The 18762-nt window shown below is 52.3% G+C and carries 22 protein-coding genes and 1 riboswitch; of the genes, 5 read left to right on the plus strand and 17 right to left on the minus strand.

Annotation, left to right across the window (positions count from 1 at the left end):
- Positions 1-13: 13 nt before the first annotated feature.
- The 9 genes from cobA to JOE21_RS12730 form a co-directional block, all read right to left on the minus strand.
- Positions 14-790, minus strand: a complete 777-nt coding sequence (gene cobA / locus JOE21_RS12690; protein ID WP_309866767.1) for a uroporphyrinogen-III C-methyltransferase — start codon at positions 788-790, stop codon at positions 14-16.
- Positions 791-823: 33 nt separating this feature from the next.
- Entirely contained in the window at positions 824-1039 is a 216-nt protein-coding gene (locus tag JOE21_RS12695; protein WP_309866769.1) for a DUF3906 family protein, read from the minus strand.
- 41 nt (positions 1040-1080) lie between these two features.
- Positions 1081-2715, minus strand: a complete 1635-nt coding sequence (locus JOE21_RS12700) for a nitrite/sulfite reductase (RefSeq protein ID WP_309866772.1) — start codon at positions 2713-2715, stop codon at positions 1081-1083.
- Between the two features lie 16 nt (positions 2716-2731).
- Positions 2732-3325 (minus strand): adenylyl-sulfate kinase, encoded by a 594-nt coding sequence (gene cysC / locus JOE21_RS12705; protein WP_309866775.1) that lies wholly within the window; start codon positions 3323-3325, stop codon positions 2732-2734.
- Between the two features lie 12 nt (positions 3326-3337).
- Positions 3338-4489, minus strand: coding sequence for a sulfate adenylyltransferase (gene sat / locus JOE21_RS12710; protein WP_309866777.1), 1152 nt, complete (start codon positions 4487-4489; stop codon positions 3338-3340).
- A gap of 122 nt (positions 4490-4611) precedes the next feature.
- Positions 4612-5688, minus strand: a complete 1077-nt coding sequence (cysP, locus tag JOE21_RS12715) for a sulfate permease (RefSeq protein WP_309866781.1) — start codon at positions 5686-5688, stop codon at positions 4612-4614.
- 16 nt (positions 5689-5704) lie between these two features.
- Positions 5705-6418 carry a phosphoadenylyl-sulfate reductase gene (locus JOE21_RS12720; RefSeq protein WP_309866785.1) on the minus strand — a complete coding sequence of 238 codons (714 nt, stop codon included), beginning with the start codon at positions 6416-6418 and terminating at the stop codon, positions 5705-5707.
- Between the two features lie 98 nt (positions 6419-6516).
- On the minus strand, positions 6517-6633 hold the full coding sequence (locus JOE21_RS12725; RefSeq protein ID WP_374709375.1) for a YezD family protein: 117 nt from the start codon (positions 6631-6633) through the stop codon (positions 6517-6519).
- Positions 6634-6749: 116 nt separating this feature from the next.
- Positions 6750-6858: riboswitch (SAM riboswitch) on the minus strand.
- Between the two features lie 196 nt (positions 6859-7054).
- Positions 7055-7303, minus strand: coding sequence for a helix-turn-helix domain-containing protein (locus tag JOE21_RS12730; protein WP_309866791.1), 249 nt, complete (start codon positions 7301-7303; stop codon positions 7055-7057).
- Between the two features lie 138 nt (positions 7304-7441).
- Between JOE21_RS12730 and JOE21_RS12735 the strand changes: the two genes are divergently transcribed.
- Positions 7442-7849 carry a helix-turn-helix domain-containing protein gene (locus tag JOE21_RS12735; RefSeq protein ID WP_309866795.1) on the plus strand — a complete coding sequence of 136 codons (408 nt, stop codon included), beginning with the start codon at positions 7442-7444 and terminating at the stop codon, positions 7847-7849.
- Between the two features lie 86 nt (positions 7850-7935).
- Here JOE21_RS12735 and JOE21_RS12740 read toward each other — a convergent pair whose 3' ends face one another.
- From JOE21_RS12740 to JOE21_RS12755, 4 genes are all read right to left on the minus strand, one after another.
- Positions 7936-8670 carry a GNAT family N-acetyltransferase gene (locus JOE21_RS12740; RefSeq protein ID WP_309866798.1) on the minus strand — a complete coding sequence of 245 codons (735 nt, stop codon included), beginning with the start codon at positions 8668-8670 and terminating at the stop codon, positions 7936-7938.
- Positions 8671-8797: 127 nt separating this feature from the next.
- Positions 8798-9487 (minus strand): YidC/Oxa1 family membrane protein insertase, encoded by a 690-nt coding sequence (locus JOE21_RS12745; protein ID WP_309866801.1) that lies wholly within the window; start codon positions 9485-9487, stop codon positions 8798-8800.
- A gap of 298 nt (positions 9488-9785) precedes the next feature.
- Positions 9786-10313 carry a phosphatidylglycerophosphatase A family protein gene (locus tag JOE21_RS12750; protein ID WP_309866916.1) on the minus strand — a complete coding sequence of 176 codons (528 nt, stop codon included), beginning with the start codon at positions 10311-10313 and terminating at the stop codon, positions 9786-9788.
- 120 nt (positions 10314-10433) lie between these two features.
- Positions 10434-13904, minus strand: coding sequence for a DNA polymerase III subunit alpha (locus JOE21_RS12755; RefSeq protein WP_309866804.1), 3471 nt, complete (start codon positions 13902-13904; stop codon positions 10434-10436).
- 181 nt (positions 13905-14085) lie between these two features.
- Here JOE21_RS12755 and JOE21_RS12760 point away from each other — a divergent pair, with 181 nt between their 5' ends.
- The 4 genes from JOE21_RS12760 (at position 14086) to JOE21_RS12775 (ending at position 15594) form a co-directional block, all read left to right on the plus strand.
- A complete protein-coding gene (locus tag JOE21_RS12760; RefSeq protein ID WP_309866807.1) occupies positions 14086-14412 on the plus strand; it encodes a YtrH family sporulation protein in 327 nt (108 codons plus the stop codon).
- Between the two features lies 1 nt (position 14413).
- Positions 14414-14941, plus strand: coding sequence for a sporulation membrane protein YtrI (locus JOE21_RS12765; RefSeq protein WP_309866810.1), 528 nt, complete (start codon positions 14414-14416; stop codon positions 14939-14941).
- Positions 14942-14994: 53 nt separating this feature from the next.
- Entirely contained in the window at positions 14995-15228 is a 234-nt protein-coding gene (locus tag JOE21_RS12770; protein ID WP_374709363.1) for a YtzJ family protein, read from the plus strand.
- Positions 15229-15306: 78 nt separating this feature from the next.
- On the plus strand, positions 15307-15594 hold the full coding sequence (locus tag JOE21_RS12775) for a YtpI family protein (protein ID WP_309866815.1): 288 nt from the start codon (positions 15307-15309) through the stop codon (positions 15592-15594).
- A 139-nt stretch (positions 15595-15733) separates the two neighbouring features.
- Here JOE21_RS12775 and JOE21_RS12780 read toward each other — a convergent pair whose 3' ends face one another.
- The 4 genes from JOE21_RS12780 to JOE21_RS12795 all read right to left on the minus strand — a co-directional run bounded on the left by JOE21_RS12780 (position 15734) and on the right by JOE21_RS12795 (position 18745).
- Positions 15734-17047 (minus strand): DRTGG domain-containing protein, encoded by a 1314-nt coding sequence (locus tag JOE21_RS12780; RefSeq protein WP_309866817.1) that lies wholly within the window; start codon positions 17045-17047, stop codon positions 15734-15736.
- Positions 17048-17216: 169 nt separating this feature from the next.
- Positions 17217-17483, minus strand: a complete 267-nt coding sequence (locus tag JOE21_RS12785; RefSeq protein ID WP_309866820.1) for a hypothetical protein — start codon at positions 17481-17483, stop codon at positions 17217-17219.
- Positions 17484-17658: 175 nt separating this feature from the next.
- Positions 17659-18348: a metal-dependent hydrolase gene (locus JOE21_RS12790; RefSeq protein ID WP_309866822.1), complete on the minus strand. Its 690-nt coding sequence runs from the start codon at positions 18346-18348 to the stop codon at positions 17659-17661.
- A 43-nt stretch (positions 18349-18391) separates the two neighbouring features.
- Positions 18392-18745, minus strand: a complete 354-nt coding sequence (locus JOE21_RS12795; RefSeq protein ID WP_309866824.1) for a YlbF/YmcA family competence regulator — start codon at positions 18743-18745, stop codon at positions 18392-18394.
- Positions 18746-18762 lie beyond the last annotated feature (17 nt).

Here is an 18762-nt window from a genome sequence, read left to right on the forward strand (position 1 = left end):
CGAAGTCCCTTTTTCACATCCCTGCTGTTGAGAGTGCGGGCGGAGCAGGAAGACGTTCAAACCAAGCGATCTCCTCTCGAAGGCGCACCACGTCTCCGATGACGATCATGGCCGGATTGGTAACGCGGTGTTCCTCCGCTAACTCCACCAACTGTCCCAGCGTGCCTGTAACGGTTCGTTGATCCTCCGTGGTTCCCCACTCGATGATAGCCGCAGGAGTATCGGAAGATTTACCGTGAGTAAGAAGCTGCCCCTGGATATAACCGATATTGCCCACACCCATGTAAATGGCGAGGGTATCCACTCCTTTAGCCAGGTGCTTCCACCGTTCCCCGTCTTCTCCGCCCTTTTTGCGGTGGCCTGTCACCAAAGCAAAACTGGAGGCGTGCTCCCGGTGGGTGACCGGAATACCGGCATAAGCGGGAGCGGCCAGACCTGCTGTAATCCCCGGAACCACTTCAAAAGGAATCCCGTGCTGCACCAATGCCTGTGCTTCTTCCCCTCCCCGCCCGAAGACAAAGGGATCGCCTCCTTTAAGCCGAGTCACCGTCCGTCCTGCCACAGCGTGCTCGACCAGGAGTTGATGAATCATCTCTTGTCTCATCGTATGCCGATCCGGCAGCTTGCCGCAGTAGATCCGATCAGCATCCGGGCGGGCATGATCCAGGAGATCCGGGTGGACCAAGCGGTCATACAAAATCACATCCGCTTCCCGGATGGCCCGCAGTCCTTTCAAGGTGAGCAGTTCGGGGTCCCCGGGCCCCGCCCCCACCAAATACACTTTTCCCATCCTCGCACACCTCCTTGTGGCGAACCGTCTTTTTTATGAAAAAACAGCCTCTCCTTCTAAAACAAAGCCGGTTCCCGTTCCCAATCGCTTCTTTTCATGCAGGATGATATCCATTTCCCGTGGCATCTTTAAAAAGTGCTTCTCCAGTTCATCCTCCACCAGCCGAAACGCGTGGTCGTCATCCCGCGCCGCGATGATGACGGGAACCGTTTGATCCACTAGATCCACTTCAAATCGGTATAAATACATGAGATGCCCCCTCCTTCCCCACGATGGGCTGCCGCCACCGCTTACGAAGCGGCGGAAGGTAAGACATCGACCAAGATTCCATCCAAGACCTGTTGCAAGGAATCCCTGCCCACCCGATTGTAGAAATCCTGAAAGTTTTCTCCCGGTTGTTTGTTCTCTTTGAAATGAAGCAGGAACTCGCGCAACACCGGTGCCAAGAATGGGGCTTCAATCTTTCCTTTCAACTTTTCGTTGAAACGGCCTCCTTCTTGCAAGGTGCCGCCCACATAGATTTCAAAGGCTTCCACCAGACCTTTTTTCTCCCGGGACTTCATTTTGATCCCTTGCAGTCCGATATCGGCGATTTGCCGTTGACCGCAGGAGTTGGGGCACCCCACCATGTGAATACGGACTGGGACATCGATGGAAACCTCCTCATCCAGGTATTCAGCGATGACACGCATCCGCTCTTTGGTCTCCACCAATGCCAGGTTACAGTATTCAATGCCGGTGCAGGAGACGGAATAACCGATGAAATGGGGCGGCTCCACCTGGATCCGGCGAAACAGTTTTTCCTGAAGCATCGTCTCCACTTTTCCATCCGGTACGTTGGGAATGATCAAGTTTTGAGAGTTGCATGTCCGGATCTCGCCATTTCCGTATTCAGTGGAAATACGTGCCAATTCCAGCACTTCCTCTGCATCCAGGCGGCCCACCGGCACATTGAGTCCCACATAGGAGAGACCCGGTTGTTTCTGAGGATGGACACCGTAGAAATATCCGGCGTTCCAGTCCTCCAATCGGTCTTCTCCGCGGGAAGGAAGGGGCCCTGTCAACTCCACCAGTTTTTCCTTGAAGGTTTCCGGTCCCCAGTCGGCCACCAGGAACTTGAGCCGAGCCCGTGTTCGTTTTACCCGATAACCGTAATCCCGGAACAGCGTAGTGACAGCGATGGCCACTTCTTTCACCCGCTCGGGTGTAATAAATACATCCAGCTGTTGCGCTAGATAGGGGCGGGCCGACAGTCCTCCTCCCACTTTGAGGTGGAATCCGACCGTCTCTTTCCCGTCCAACTCCTTCACCGCGGGAGTAAATGCGACACAGTTGATTTCCGCATGGGCGGCATTGTGGACATTGGAACTGATCGACATCTTGTATTTACGCGGCAAATTGGAGAAATCCTCGTTCCGCTGAAAGAACTGATACACCTCTTCCACGATCGACCCCGTATCGATCAATTCATGGGGATCAATTCCTGCCAAGGGATTTCCCATGATGGTCCGGGTGATGTCACCGCATGCTCCGACGGCGGAGAGCCCCACCCGCTCCAGGCGGTCATAGATGTCCGGAATGTCCTCAATTCGCAGCCAATGGAACTGTACCGCCTGACGCGTGGTGATATCAAAAACACCGCGGCCGTAATCGCGTGCGATGTGAGCCAGGGTAACCACTTGATCGTTTCGGAGCAACCCGGACGGGATGTTTACCCGCATCATGAAGTACCCGTCTTCTTTGGGCTTTTGTAAGTATAGCCCCGCCCATTTAAACATGGGCCAATGTTCCTTCGGGATGGAGTCAAAACCCTCCTCCGCATAGCGGGGGATCAGCTTCAAAATCTCCAGTCCGTCCATCTCCAGTTTCTGTTTTTCCGTTTCGTTTAGCTTTTCTTCTTGCGCCCAATGTTTAATGTAAGCCATACTCGCTCTCCTTTCATCAGATCAAACCCTGATCGATGAGATATTGGATCACCTGTTCCGCTCCCTCTTCCACCCCGCAGCGATCAGTATAGATGATCAGTTCCGGTTTCTCCGGGGACTCATAGGGGGCATCCACTCCGGTGAATCCCGCGATCTCTCCACGCCGCGCCTTTGCGTACAGCCCTTTCGGATCACGCTGTTCACAGGTGTTCAGTGGACAATCGACAAACACTTCGACAAACTCTCCCGGCTCCAGTAAGGCCCGAACCCGTTCCCGGTCCTCCCGGTAGGGAGAGATAAAAGCCGTCAGGGCAAATTGACCGCTGTCCACAAACAGCTTGGCCACCTCACCGATTCGGCGGATATTTTCTTGCCGGTCCTCCGGCGAAAAGGTCAGACCGCGATTTAACCCGTGGCGGATGTTGTCACCGTCCAAGACGTAGGCCTGCACCCCGCGCTCCAGGAGAAGATGTTGTACGGTATTGGCCAGAGTGGACTTGCCTGAGCCGGATAATCCGGTAAACCACAACACCGCGCTGCCGTGACCATTTCGTTGGCGGCGCTCCTCTTTGGAAACCGAAGATTCGTGCCATGTGATGTTGGTACTCATACCCATCCCTCCCTATCCAGTGGTAACCGGTTCTTTTTTGCTCAACCCGCGAATCAGGACATCAGCCACTTCCGGCCGGGTGAAGGTGGCCGGGGGACGCTGACCGTTCCGCAGCATTTCCCGCACTTTGGTACCGGACAAGAAGACGTGATGCTCCTTGGGGCAAGGGCAGGTTTTGGCCGTCGCCATGTTGCCGCAGCGTTCGCAGTAGAAGCTGTGTTCAAAGAACAGCGGGGTGATCCCCAACTCACCCGGTTTAAATTCGGAAAAGATGTGCTGCGCATCGTAGGTGCCGTAGTAATCTCCCACGCCTGCATGATCGCGGCCGACGATAAAGTGGGTGCAGCCGAAGTTTTTTCGTACCAGAGCGTGAAAGATCGCTTCCCTGGGACCGGCATAACGCATGGCTGCCGGAAACACGGACAAAAACACGCGATCCGCAGGATAATAACCGTCCAGGAGCACCTGATAGCTCTCCATTCTCACATCCGCCGGAATATCATCCGACTTGGTTTCTCCTACCAATGGATTTAAAAAAAGTCCGTCCACGATTTCCAAGGCTGTTTTTTGGATATATTCATGGGCGCGATGGACCGGATTCCGCGTCTGAAACCCCACGATGGTCTTCCACCCCCGCCGGCGGAACGTTTCCCGGGTTTGGGAAGGATCCAGATGATATTCGGCAAAACGCGGCCGGGTACGCTTCACCAACTGGACAGGACCGCCAACATACACCTCTCCACGCTTCCACAACCGATCCACGCCGGGATGGGCTCTGTCCGTTGTCCGGTAGACTTGCTCCGCCTCTACTGCCTTATCGGGAATGTAGGTCTCCTCCACCTGCAATACACCGTAAACCTCGCCATCCTTGACCAATTTCACTTCTTCCCCGACAGACAACCCTTCCGCCGTCTCCCGAGAGACGGGCAAAGCGATGGGCAAACTCCAGGGTAAGCCCGATGCCAGCCGCATCTCATCCACGACAGAGCGGTAATCCCGCTCCCCCATGAATCCGGTCAAGGGGCTGTAACCACCAATCCCGATCAACTCCAGGTCGCTTAAGGCAATGGCGTCCAACTCCACTTCTTTCCACGATTCCCTCACCGGATAATCCGGATTAAACCGGTTTACCAATTCTCCTCCATGGGGCACGCTTACACTCATCCCGACTTCCTCCTCTTATTCTTCGGACTAACGTATTCGAGTCGGCATGGCCGTTTTCGCTTCGTTACAAAAAGCACAAAAGCTCTTGCCGGCCACACCAACCCTCTTTGATCAGCCACGCCCTAAATCCCTCCACCGTGCTCATGTACCGACCGTTTATCCCGACGTACCGAGCGCACCAGGCTGATGGAACCCAGCGTGGCCAAGAAAACGCAGACGACTGCAATCACCGACCACATATCACCATGAATCAAAGCCTGAACCAATCCATATGCAATCACTAGAGAAACTACAGGTGAGACCGCCCAAACTTGTGCCATTTGTACAATGACTCCCTTTTGCCAAAGGGAAAATCCCTTTTGCGCGGTCCCAATCCCAATGATGGCCGAGGTGGTCACCTGTGTAAGCGGCACTGGGATTCCCCACAGGGAGGCGGTGATCACCAGGGTTGCACCTGTTCCGGAGATGGCGCTCCCTTCCAACAAAGAATAACGGGTAATCCGCTTTCCGTTGGTTTCCAGCACCTTGCCTCCCAGGAGGAGAGCACCCAGTGCCACAAACAGCCCGCCGATCCAAATACCCTCCGAGATGGATAAGAGACCCGCTCCCACCAAAGGGCCGACGGCGTTGGCTACGTTATTCATTCCTGCAGAGAACGCCTCCAGAAATCCGGTGGCCACCACCAACAAGGTCAGCCATCGTTTCCAGGTTGATCCCAACAGGGACGGGAACTTCTTTTCCAACCAATGGATCCCTTTCCCGGCGAAAAAAGCGATCGTAAAGGCCGCAATCGGGGTGAGAATCCAAAAAGAAACGATGACCGTCAAATTGGACAGGTACAGCGCCTGAAATGCGATCCCAACACCCACCACCGCTCCCACCGTCACTTCGCTAGTGGAAAGGGGAATTCCGATAAGATTGGCAATAAACAGGGAAAGACACGCGGAGGCCAAGATGATCACCGCTACCTCCACTGACAACAGAGAAGTGGGAACGATTCCTTCCCCTACGGTTTTCACCACTTCCCCTCCACCCAAAGCGGCACCGAGAAATACACCCAATCCACACAGTAAAAGTGCAACCCTACGTCGGCGTACCGCCCCGGAGCCATAAGCCACTCCCATCGATGCAGCCGCGCCGCTGGCACCGATATTCATGGCGAAAAAACAAGCGACCGCCACTGCTACAGCAAATGCCATTCCCCTCTCCTCACCTTTACGAGTGCAATCCGCACTCGGTCTTCTCGCTGCCCGTCCAGCGACCGGCACGCAAGTCTTCTCCATCCTTTACCGCACGCGTGCACGGAACGCACCCGATACTGGGGTATCCCTGATGATGAAGGGGATTGACCGGAAGATCACGCTCCCGGATAAAGGCCCATACATCCTCCCAAGTCCAATGGATCAAGGGACACACTTTGATGGATTGAAACCGTTCGTCCTGGTTGAGAAACGAAGTAAATCGCCGCGTTGGAGACTGCTCCCGGCGCAGTCCCGAGATCCAGGCCGGAACCCCTTTCAGGGCCCGTTCCAATGGCAACACTTTCCGAATACGACAGCATTGATCCGGTTCGCGTTGCCATAGGGCGTCTCCATGCTGCTTCGCCTGCTCCTCCAGGGTAAGATCCGGCTTCAACCGCTCCACCACCAAACGGGGATACCGTTTTTCTACCCGCTGGATCAATTCCAGAGTCTCAGGAAAGTGCAACCCCGTGTCTAGAAAGATCAAGCGGGCGTCCGGTTTTGCTTCAGCTAGCATTTCGATCAAAACGGCGCTTTCCGCCCCGAAACTGCAAGCATAAACCAGATCATCTCCATAAGTGTCAACTGCCCAAGATATAACGGCTCTGGCTCCATGATCGGCTCCACTGATAGAAAAAGACGGTTTCTTTACTTTATTCCAGTTGCTATAAACCGGTCGGGCTACCATACTCTCTCCTCCTTTCACAAGAAAAAAAAGGCGAACGGCACCCATATTCAGGCAACCGACCGCCTCCAGTTTGTCTGGTCAGCAATCCTTGACTTTCTTCATCGAATACGCACTTTCTCATTTTTCTCCAACTGAATTACTTTTCCATCTTGTACAACCAGTGTGATGGAGCCGTACTTCATCGTTTCCAACATCTTTTCGATCTGGTCGAAAATTTCTTTGAAATCCGTATTTTCTTTTTGCCCCACCCCAATGCCCTCCTTGTGAAAAATGAAATAAAAAAGCCTCGTCCATTTTGGAGAGACTGGGGTGTATCATAAAATAGACCCAAATCTTATCTTCCAAAATGGAAACCATTTTGTCGGAATTAGCACCTTGCTTTCCAACAGCAGGTTGCCGGGCTTCATAGGGCCGAATCCCTCCGCCTCTCTGGATAAGAGTTAGTTCTATCTTAGAGACTTCCGTCATGGAAGTCAAGGTTTTTTTCTTACTTTTTTGATCGGATTAATCCATCATTCGATTTTATCAGGCCTTTTGCTTTTTTAGCGTGTGATCCAAAATTTGTCTCCCGTTTTCTCAACAGCAACACCCAGCGATCCCACCACGGGATCCGGAGCCATTCCCCCACTTTGATTTTCACCGGTTCCCCTCTCTCTTCCTTTCTTTTTCCATTTGCATGTCATCCTCCACCGGTTGATAAAATAAGTACTCCACCGAAACGCCATAATATTGGGCCAACTTCACCTTGATATCATCCCGAGGAACTCGGCGGCCGTTTTCATACATCTGAAGAGCACTGACGCTGATATGCAACTGTCCTGCCACTTCGGTTCGGGACCGCGCCCCGCGTAAATGTACCAATTTTCTAGCCATCGATTCCCGCATACGCACCACCTGACACATGAGGTGTTCCGTTATATTATAAATTACAATAAGTGTATTTGAAACACTTCAGGTACAAATTCTGTCTATTTCACACGATTTGTGTTAAGCTGAATAAAGATGAAAGGAGGCGCTTCAAACATGTCCTTGGGGAAACGGCTTCGCACCTTGCGTATGCGCCGGAAAATGCGACAGGAAGATATCGCCAACCTCCTGGAGATCAGCAAGAGTGCCGTTGGCATGTATGAACGGGGAGATCGGGAACCCTCCCTGGAAACACTCCGGAAGCTGGCCGATCTATACGGGGTGACCACCGACTTTCTGCTGGGGCGAACCGTTCATTCTACCGACGTTCTAGGGGACAGTTACCAAGAGGCTAATTTGCGCGAGTTTTTGGAACAGGAAGAATTGCACTGGGATCATGTCCCCCTTACAACAAGGGATGTGTCCACATTTCGTCATGTGGTCGAATGGGGCATTCAGGAGAGAAAAGCGGTATACCGGGTGTCAGGGCCGCGAAAACGAAAGGAAAACAATCACTCAGACTAAGGTGTGACTTATCGAATACATGGGAGTGTCAGCATACCAACTCTTTGAGAAGTCGGTATGCTTTTTTATGGCACCCCATCCCTCTGCTACTGCTTCACTCTGTACCAGTATTTATATGCCTCTTGAAAACCTAGTTTCGAGTACAGCCTTCGGGCCGGTCCATTCGTAAGCATAACTTGGAGATACGCTTGTTTCGCTTCATTTTCGATTCCCCAATTTAGTAAATGGAGCATTAACTGCTCTCCCAGTCCCCGATTTCGATGATGCGAGTCTGTAATCATATCAAATATACCCAGGTACCCGCCTTTGATCGTACCCAATCCACAAGCGACAGCGCGATCTTCTAAATAAAGAGAGAAAAAGCATTTTTCGAAAATGATGGAGGATAACATTTGTTTTATGGTGAACCGATGATTGGGATCAACTTTTGTTAGTCTGCAAAAATGATTGAACCAACTGTTGGTTAATTTCTCGTCCCTTTTAACCGTATGGATCAAGGGCTGTTTCATTTCAGTAAGATTTAAAATTTGAACACTGGTATCATCCATTGCCTCATAACCTTTTTTTACGAGGACCTCATCCAAGTTTGCTGGATAAACGGAAGATGTCATCTTATAAATGGTCTTTAACCGCTTGTGTGAATAGATATCCTCACAATAGGCGATTTTTCTCTCGATATCACCATGTGAATCATATATCGGATGAATGGAATTAGCCCGATTCGTGTAGCCGTCAGAAAACCTTAGTAACCACCCATCATGGACGATGGTTTGCAACGCGGGCCAGGCATTCAGCGAGTATTCCTCCATTTTCTGAATCATCGGTATTCCTCCGCTAGGTGTAGTTCGAATAATAATACAATATATATGTATATTTATTCAACGAAATGTAGCACAAATGTCAATAGATCGAAGAGTACCGGTCTGTACCTCTTTTTACTCTTTCTCTCTACAAGGAAGGAGTTTCCGCAGCTTTTGGTCGTTCTCCTTCCCATTGCCGGAGACGTGAAGACACATTACTGGTCAACCAATAAAGGGAGAGTGCCGACGGAACTGCAAGGGTACAGACAAACACCGCCAGCCTGGTCAGCACTAGCCCGACATGGTGTCTCACATCGGAGGGAGACTCCTGCCACCCTTGCCACGCAGTCGTCCATCCCGCCGCCAACGGCAGCAAGAACCAGGGATCGGGCTGTCCCAATAACAACCACAGAAACCGGCTCTCCCCGATGTGCGGATCACCCCTGACCACCTGGTATAGGGCAACGATCACGGGAAGTTGATACAAGAGCGGGAAAAAGGGGATCAAAAACGGAGCAATCGTCCAAGGCCGTCTTGATTTTGGCAGCAGGGCGGCAACTGCCGACGTCCATCTCTTCCAAGCGGAAGATCGCTTTAGACTATTGAAAACGAGGGGAAGAAGCCACATTCGGAACAGGAGGGTCCCCACCAGAATCGCCCCCCCGTAGTTACCCAACCAGCGATGGAACCACTCCAGAAGCCCGATCAAGGGATGGACAAAGGCAAGGTCCCACACTCCTTCCTGATGAGAAGAGGGAGCTTCCCGCCAATCCGACTCACATCCTGTCAACCCGGCAACGCTGAGAATCCCCATCCGCTTGATCCGTCCCTTCTTCACGAAAGCATCCTCCTACAACAGGCGGCCACCGACCGACACAACCGATGACTAACAGGATGTCCGCTTCCACAGACAGATAAACGTGAAAAAACGACCGATCCGATCGGTCGTCAGATGACAAAGGGGACCCGTAACCCGATTATTCGTCGCCTCTTTCCCTTTCATAGATGTAATGCAGCCCGCTCCGCCTGGGTCCTACGGAGACACCGCTGGTAGTCCAAAAGGGGTTACACCGGAAACCGTTCCCCTTTCCCCTTCAAATAAGAGGTTTGTCAGCAGCCTTACAACCAAAATCACGTTAGTCGTTTTTCTTGCACCCCTCCCCGTCATGAAGAGCAAGGTCAGCCCGATAACGTTCCATATCCGGGTTTTCGTGGGCAATGCGGGCGGATGCAGCCGCAGCCACCCCTGCCACCAGATCGTCGAGAAAAACATGGATATTGCCGTCATGATTATTCAACCGGCTGAGAACGCCGGTTTTCGTTTTGTCCAAATAACCGAAGCTGGTTAAACCGATGGTTCCATATACATTGGTGATACTCAATGCCAGAATTTCATCCAAACCGTACAACGGTTCATCCACTTCCAGCATCCGCTGCAGGGGCTGGGGAAGACGCTGTTCTTCCGACAGAGAGTCCAACGCCACACCTGTGATAATGGCATACTGCACTTCCCGTTTCTGCAGCACATGCTCCACACTTTCCAGACACTGCTCTTTTCCTAATCCTTCGTGATACGGCTGTTGCAATTCATGGACAATCTCGGCGATTTCATTCAAGGAGACGCCCCGTCTTTGGAGCAAGTCGACCACATGGCGGTAAAACATAGGTCCACCTTCTTCGATCGGTTTCCATCCAGGATCTCGCACATCCATCATCCGTCTCGCCTCGATCACTTCGTTCCCGGATTTTCGGATCAAGCATGGTATATGGTATGATACCCGACGTTAGCGGGTGCGACTACCGGTCTCCTTGATCCGAAAGGATGCGTTCCCCATTATTTCCTCCACCCGTCGCTTCAATTCTTCCGAGGGGCGCACACCGTATTTCTCCACCGGTAGCTCTAGAAGCCGACGGTTGCTTTCATAAAACAGACGAACCGGGGCCGTTCCTCTGTGATCCTGAAGCACATGTTTCAACCGATCCAGCGTGCCTGCAGATTCTCGGTCGGGCACCACTTTGATATAAACAGCCCAAGTACGAACCCGTCGGGACGTTGTCTCCGAGCCTGTCTCCTTTCCTTCCCGTTGTAATCGCTCCAGATCTTCCACCGTATCCGCCAGGATTTTTACCCCCTCTTCATGTTGATTCACTCTGCCGGACACTTTTAGCGGCCGGTCCACTTGAAGTAGGGAGCGATATTGACTCAGCACACGGGGGAACACCACCACTTCTGCTTGGGAAGCATAGTCTTCCAGAACGGCAAAGGCCATTGCCTCTCCTTTTTTAGTGGAGATCGGCTTTACCTCCACCAGAACTCCGCATACCCCTACCCGTTCACCATCCTGCAGACCTTCCAACTCCCCCAGGGTATGAGTAGAGTAGCGCCGGACTGCCTCCTGCCATTCATCTAGCGGGTGTCCGGAGAGGTACAAACCGAGCAGTTCGCGTTCCATCTCCAGTTGTTCCTTGGGGAGAAACGGCTTTACCCGCTCATAGCTGAACCGTGTCTCTCCTTGCGGTTCCTCCTCAAACAGGCGCAATTGGTCGGTGGATTGCTGCCGTTGAAAAGCACCTCCGGTTTCAAGTGCCTCGTCCAGCATCGCCAATTGTTTGGCCCGATCATCCGGCAATCCATCCATCGCCCCGCATTGAATCAACGATTCAATCACACGTCGATTGCACACCCGCAGATCGACCCGGCGGCAAAAATCGAACAAATCGCGGAATGCTCCCTTCTTTGCCCTTTCTTCCAAGATGGATGAAATCGCATGGGTGCCTACATTTTTCACAGCAGCCAATCCAACACGGATTTTACCGTCTTTCACGGAAAAAACGCGTTCACTCGTATTGATATCGGGCAAATCCACCGTAAGCCCCATCCGCCGTCCGTCCTCGATATACTCCGCCATCTTGTTATGACTTCCCATGACTGTAGTCAACAGGGCCGCCAAAAAGTAAAGCGGGTAATTCGCCTTCAAATAGGCCGTCTGATAAGCCAATACGGCATAGGCGGCAGAATGGCTACGATTAAAGCCGTAATTGGCAAAGCGGACAATCAGATCGTAGACCTTACGCCCCGTTTTTTCATCATACCCCTGAGCGAGGCTCCCCCGAACAAACGCCTCCCGCTGTTCGTCCAACAACTGGCGCTTTTTCTTGGATACGGCTCGGCGCAATAAGTCGGCCTGCCCCAGACTGAAGCCGGCCATCCGTGCCGCAATCTGCATGATTTGCTCCTGATAGACAATAATGCCGTACGTATCCTTCAGGATCGATTCCAAATCGGGATGGGGATATTCGATTGATTCCAACCCATGCTTGGCCCGGATAAAGCGGGGAATCTGCTCCATCGGACCGGGACGATAGAGGGCCAGAACCGCGATAATGTCTTCAAAGGTATGCGGTTTTAGTTCCCGCAACACTTTTCGCATCCCGGCCGATTCCATCTGAAACACTCCCGCCGTCTGCCCCCGGGACAGCAAACGATAGGTGGCGGGATCATCCATTTCCATCCCGTTAAAGTCAATCGCCACACCCTCCTGTTCCCGGATCGCCTCCACTGTCCGTTCGATCACGGTGAGATTGCGTAACCCCAGAAAATCCGCCTTTAACAGCCCGATCGCTTCCAACGCTTCCATCGGATACTGCGTCAACGAGATTCCGTCAGCCCCCTGCTCCAAGGGGACATGATCGGTCAAATCGCCCTGGGCGATCACCACTCCGGCGGCATGGGTGGAAGCATGCCGGGGAAAGCCCTCCACTTTCCGGACCGTTTCCATCATCCGTTCCACCCGTGGATGTGCACGAATCCAGCGATCCAGCTCTGAACCGGGCTGCCACACCTGGTCCAAGGTAACGCCCGGGCCGGATGGAATCCGTTTGGCCGTTTGATCCACCTCACCATAAGGAAGCCCCATCACCCGTCCCACATCCCGCACGGCCGCACGGGGCGCCATCGTTCCGAACGTGATGATCTGGGCGACCCGATGGTCTCCATACTTGCGGGTGACATACTCGATTACCTCATCCCGCCGTTCGTAGTTGAAATCGATGTCGATGTCCGGCATGTTGACCCGTTCCGGATTGAGGAACCGCTCAAACAACAATTGATACCGGATGGGATCCACGTCCGTGATAAACAACACATACGCCACCAGACTGCCGGCGGCAGATCCCCTACCAGGACCCACTGCAATTCCTTGTAGCCGGGCAAAACGGATGAAATCCCACACAATGAGGAAGTAATCTTCAAACCCCATCCGGACAATCACCGACAGCTCGTAATCCAGCCGTTGATACACTTCTTCCGATGGACGACCGTACCGCTTCACTGCCCCTTCCATACATTTTTGTTTGAGATAGGTGGCCGCATCCTGTCCATCCGGCACAGGAAAGCGGGGTAACAAGCGCTGTCCCAGAGGAACCTTTACCTCACACCGGTCGGCGATCCGTCGGGTATTGGCTACGGCTTCCGGTATATGAGCAAACAGACGTTCCATTTCCTCCGCCGTCTTCAGATAAAATTCACGAGAGGGAAAGCGCAGCCGATCCTCGTCTTCCAACCGTCGGTTCGTACCGATACACAACAGACAATCGTGCATCTCATGGTCATCCTGACGGGTATAGTGACTATCATTGGTAACCACCAGCGGGATATCCAGTTCTTTTGACAGCTGGATCAAATGGCGGTTTACCTTCTGTTGTTCTGGAAGACCGTGGTCTTGCAGTTCCAGATAAAAATGATCCGGACCGAAAATGTCCCGATACTCCAGAGCGAGGTGCCTGGCCTTTGTTATGTTGTCCTCCAAAATCGCCTGGGGAATTTCCCCAGCCAGACAGGCACTGGTAGCGATCAATCCCGCTGCATGTTGACGCAAGATCGCTTTATCCACTCTGGGTTTATGGTGAAATCCTTCTAAATGGGCACGGGAGACCAATTTCATCAGGTTGCGGTACCCTTCGTCCGTTTCCGCCAACAACAAAAAGTGATGGATCCGTTGCTCCTTGCGGGAAGGGCGCTCCTCACGGTTACTCGGTGTCAGATATACCTCACAGCCGATGATGGGCTTCAAACCCGCTTCCCGGCAAGCCCGATAAAACGGAATGACTCCATACATCGCTCCATGATCGGTGATCGCCAAAGCGTCAAATCCAGCTTCTTTGGCTCGGCCCACCAGTTCCTGAATTCGGGATGCGCCGTCCAACAAGCTGTATTCTGTATGCACGTGCAAATGAACAAAGGATGCTTGTTTCATGGCGAGACCCCACCCCTCGCGGGGCATTCGGGCATTCCCTCCTTTTTCGTCGGCGGCATTTTCTTTTATTATACCGCAACAAAACAAAAGCCGAACATACCATCCCCTTTTTCCCTTCATAAACGAAAGCCCGTCTACATACAGATGAAATAAGGAGCAATCGGCGGAAGGTGGGGGTTTCATGGGTGATTTCTGGTCAACCACGATCCTAAATTATTTCATCGCCCTGGGTGTAGTGCTAGGCGGCACCCTCCTGGGGGGAATCGGTGCGTTTTTCGGCAATGAACCCCCCATGTACGCCATGCTGAAGTTGTCGGAGCAATTAAAGATCTGGGCACTGGTCGCAGCACTGGGCGGTACTTTTGATACCATCAAATCGTTTGAGGTGCACATTTTGGGCGGACACCTGCACCAAGTGTTCCAGCAGTTGGTTTTTATTCTCAGTGCTTTTTTTGGAGCCCATGTCGGAACCGTCCTCATCCGCTGGCTCATCCAGGGGGATTGGTGAGATGGAACAACCCGACAAGCGCTTTCGCCACCTCCGGCTGTGGATTGTTTTTGGCCTGGGGATCCTGGCCGGATCGGTTATCATGACTTTCTTTTACGGACAAAAGCTGGACAGCCTGTATCTGGAACGAGATGCCCTCTATTACGCCAACAACCAAAAAAATAAGGAAATCCGCTTATTGCGGGAAGATATGGATAAACAAGCGGAACGACACGCCCGCCGAAATCAAAATTCTGACCAGATCGAAAAAGTGGCGGTAGAGGTGGAGAGTGATGAAGCGTTTGGACAGGAAGCGATCAAAGAAAAAGTGGAAGAAATTCTTCAGCCTTTTGTGGGGAAATCGATTCACTGGGTCAGTAACAATCCGGATGTATTGGACACGATGTTAAAAGAGCGGTCGATTCAGGGGAAAAATAAGACCCAACTGGAAATTCGCCTGAAATACCTCGCATTTCTTGACACCCAACTGAAAGTGTGGGTCCAAGCCCGTGAAATTTCTGACAAAGATGTGTCCTTAGCGGATGAATGATCGCTTTCCTTCCCTTTCTGGTGTATGATAGAAATATGGAAGGGGGGATGGCTTTGATTATCAGCCGCAGACAGTTGGCAAGAGCAAAGGTCGAGAAGCTGAAAAAAGGATATTCCGCATACGCGGAAACGAAGGAAGTGGCACAGCTGATTCAAAAAGAATTGGATGCCATCGGTTTTCCCGTTCATGTAGACCAAACTTCCATCGGTTACTGGTTTATCCCGGAAATTCAGGGAGAGCTTCCTCACCCGACGTGCCCCCCGAATTCTCTAGAGTCTCCCCGGTAAGGAGAACTTGTCGCGCCTCTTTGCCAACGGCAAAAAGGCGCCTTTTGTTCATGGAAGTCGTTGTTGGAGGAGATTGTCATGGAGTGGTTACTCGTTTTGCTGATCATCGTCATCCTGTTCACCGCGGTCCGCACCTTTTCCAGCAGTCTGTCATCCCGCCGCAGCGAAGGGGTGGACCGTGCCAAGCACCGGGCACAGATGAACATCAATATGGGTGTCATGTTTATCGCCGTCGCGGTGTTGCAGGGAATTTCACTGTCTGGATCCTGGATCCGTCTTGTTCTTCTTCTCCTGATCGGATTGCTGGGGATCTACAACTTCATCCATGGCGTTCGAACGTGGCAGGCACTTCAAAACACGAAGTGATCCTGCTGGATCGATCCATTATAAACGAGCAAAACCCGTCCTGCCGGTGAAACCGGCAAGGGCGGGTTTTTACCATCGCGATGCACTCATCGAGCACAAGTCTCGCCTCGGTCACGTTCGTTCCCGGGTCTCGCTATGATCAGCGTTCGATCAGTTGGGCCGTAATGACTCCTTTGGCCACCATCTGGCCGCTATCAAAAACCTCCAGATCTACTTTCCCCACTTTTCGTCCCAGGTCGATCAACCGGGGAACCAATACAATTTCCCGTTCCAATTGAACCGGTTTTAACGTGTACAGGTGAAAATGATCTGCCACCATATCCCCCCGATGTTGTCTGCGCAAGCGGCGGAAGGCCGCCTCGGTCATGAGAGAAGTGAGAACCCCGGTACTGAGATTGCCCAAGGGATCCGTCATTTGCGGCGTAACCACTCCTTTATAAGCAATCTCCCCGTTTTTCTCCCTCACTTCTTCAAAACCACGAAACACCAGATCATTGATCGTTTCCCCCACTTGCGGTTGCTTCTGCATATACTGCAGGGACTTGATCACATCCTGACGGCTGATCACCCCCAGCAAGTGATGTTGCTGATTTACGACTGGCAACAGTTCGATCCCTTCCCACACCATCTCGTGAGCCGCCGCAGCCAGGGAGGTTTTGGGAGTAACCGTAATAGGATGGCGAGTCATCACCTTTTCAATCCGGTCGTTCCATTCATGGCCTACGACGTCTTTAGCCGTCACCATTCCATGCAACTTGCCCGCTTCGTCCACGACGGGATAGCGGCTGTGACCGGTATCCCGAACCGATGCATGAAAATTGGACACCCGATCATCCAGTCGAAGATAGATGGGCGGTTGATCCGGTGACAGCATGTCCTCCACCAGAAGAATCTCCTTTTTGATCAGACGGTCGTAGATGGCCCGATTGATCATGGCCGCCACGGTGAAGGTGTCGTACGAGCAGGAGATGACCGGCAATTCCATGCGGTCGGCCACCTCTTTCACTTCATCGGTGGCATCAAACCCCCCGGTGATCAATACCGCCGCACCCCGCTCCAAAGAGATACGATGGGCTTGGTCGCGGTTTCCCACAATCAACAGACTGTCCGGTTCTACATATTTGATCATGTCATCCAGCTTCATCGCTCCGATGACGAACCGATTGAGTGTCTTGTGCAGCCCCGCGATCCCCCCAAGCACATGTCCGTCCACAATATTGACTACTTCGGCATAAGTGAGACGCTCGATTTCGGAACGGTTCTTTTTTTCAATCCGGACGGTACCCACCCGTTCCACCGTCGACACCAATCCCTGATTTTGGGCCTCTTTAATCGCCCGATAAGCCGTCCCTTCGCTTACTTCCATCTCTCTTGCTATCTGTCGGACGGATATTTTATGGCCGATATCCAACTGCTCTATGTACCGGATGATACGCTCATGTTTGGTGGGCACCTCAAACTCACTTCTTTCCGCATGATTTGACCCGTTTTCTTCCACATTATACACAACATCCGGCCGACTCCAAAAGAAAAAAAGGAAGGTTTCCCTTCCAGAACGACCATTTGGGAAAGTTTCGCCCAAAAGAGAGGATGCCCTTCCTCCTCTTGTCAACTTCCTTCTATTAAAAGCGAAGCCGGGTTCTTTGGCGTCTCCGTTGCGATTCCAACCAGCGTCTGCGACGATCCGCTTCGGAACGCCGTCGATTTTCCTGGTCGACTTGCAATACCATCCGCCAGTTGGCCGCAATGACGAGATAGGCAAAAACGAGCCAGGAGACGGCAAACAGATTCCCCATCCATGATTCTCCCCCCACCGGCAAGCGAGGCACCGCGATCACCAACAACATCAAGGCAAAAATCAGTGAAACCCCGTATTTGTTGTTCCACATCCGGATATCTCCTCCTTGTCTACTTCATCCTACGGATGAAAGAGGAGAATCATGCAAAAAAAAGAGCCGGTGGGTTTCACCGTCTCAAAAATAGGGGGTTTTCATCCTATTTTTAGGGTAGTGGTTCGATATTACAGCGAGGTTACATCGGATTTACAGTTTGTTGTCGGTCCCTTTACAGGGAAGCCGCTTCTCCCGGTTGCAGCACACGCCCCCGAATCCCCTTGGGCTTTAGCCCTTCCACAAAAGCGTGGGGATCCTGTTCAATCATCGGAAACGTATTGTAATGCATCGGAATCACCTCTTTAGCCCCTACCCATTCCGCTGCCAGTGTGGCATCGATGGGTCCCATCGTAAAATTATCCCCGATGGGCAAGAGAGCCAGATCCACATCAGCCTGCAGCCCGATCAGCTTCATATCGGAAAAAAGAGCCGTATCCCCCGCATGATAGATCGTTTTCTCCCCTAACGTTAACAAAATTCCGGCGGGCATCCCCAGCTCGATAATCTCTTTTTTCTCTTCGTCCACATATCCCGAACCATGGAAGGCCGGGGTTAATTTCACTCGTCCAAAATCAAAAGAGCAACTTCCTCCAATATGCATCGGATGGGTTTTGATCCCTTGCCACCCTAGCCAAACCGCTAACTCGTTGGGAGCGATCACCGTGGCGTCGTTCTTTTTAGCGATTTCCACTGTGTCACCCACATGATCGTTGTGGGCGTGTGTCACCAGTACATAATCCGCCTCAATCGCTTGCGGGTCGGTTTGCGCGAGGGGATTTCCCTTTAGAAAAGGATCCAGGATCAGTTTGTACCCTTCATGATGGATTTCAAAGCAACTTTGTCCATGAAAGCGAATCTGCATGTGTACACCCTCCTCGTAAATCGTTCCCGACCCGGAAGCGATCTTACGTCCGGGGACGGGTGGACGGAATCGTTGGGGAAACGGCTTCCGTCAACACCTGTTGAATCTGTGTCGTCAGACGGGCCACTCCTTCCTCCGCTTCAACAAACCGCCGGAAAGACGGTTCCTGCTCCAACTTTTCTTTTAGCGCCTGCCAACGGATGAGCAATTGTGACGGCGGTTCTTCCCCCTGCCATCGATACGTCTCCACCTGAAGCCGCATCTCCTGATATCGAAGAAGATCGTCGGTCAGCTGCGTCTCGACCGCCAGCTCTCGCCAGCTCTGTTCCCAGGCTTTCACTTCCTGTGAACCACGGAGAGATTCTGCCAATTCCCGTGCTTTTATCATCGGATCCATGGAGCGTTCCCCCTATC

The sequence above is a fragment of the Desmospora profundinema genome, from assembly GCF_031454155.1.
In the GTDB taxonomy this organism is placed as follows: domain Bacteria; phylum Bacillota; class Bacilli; order Thermoactinomycetales; family DSM-45169; genus Desmospora; species Desmospora profundinema.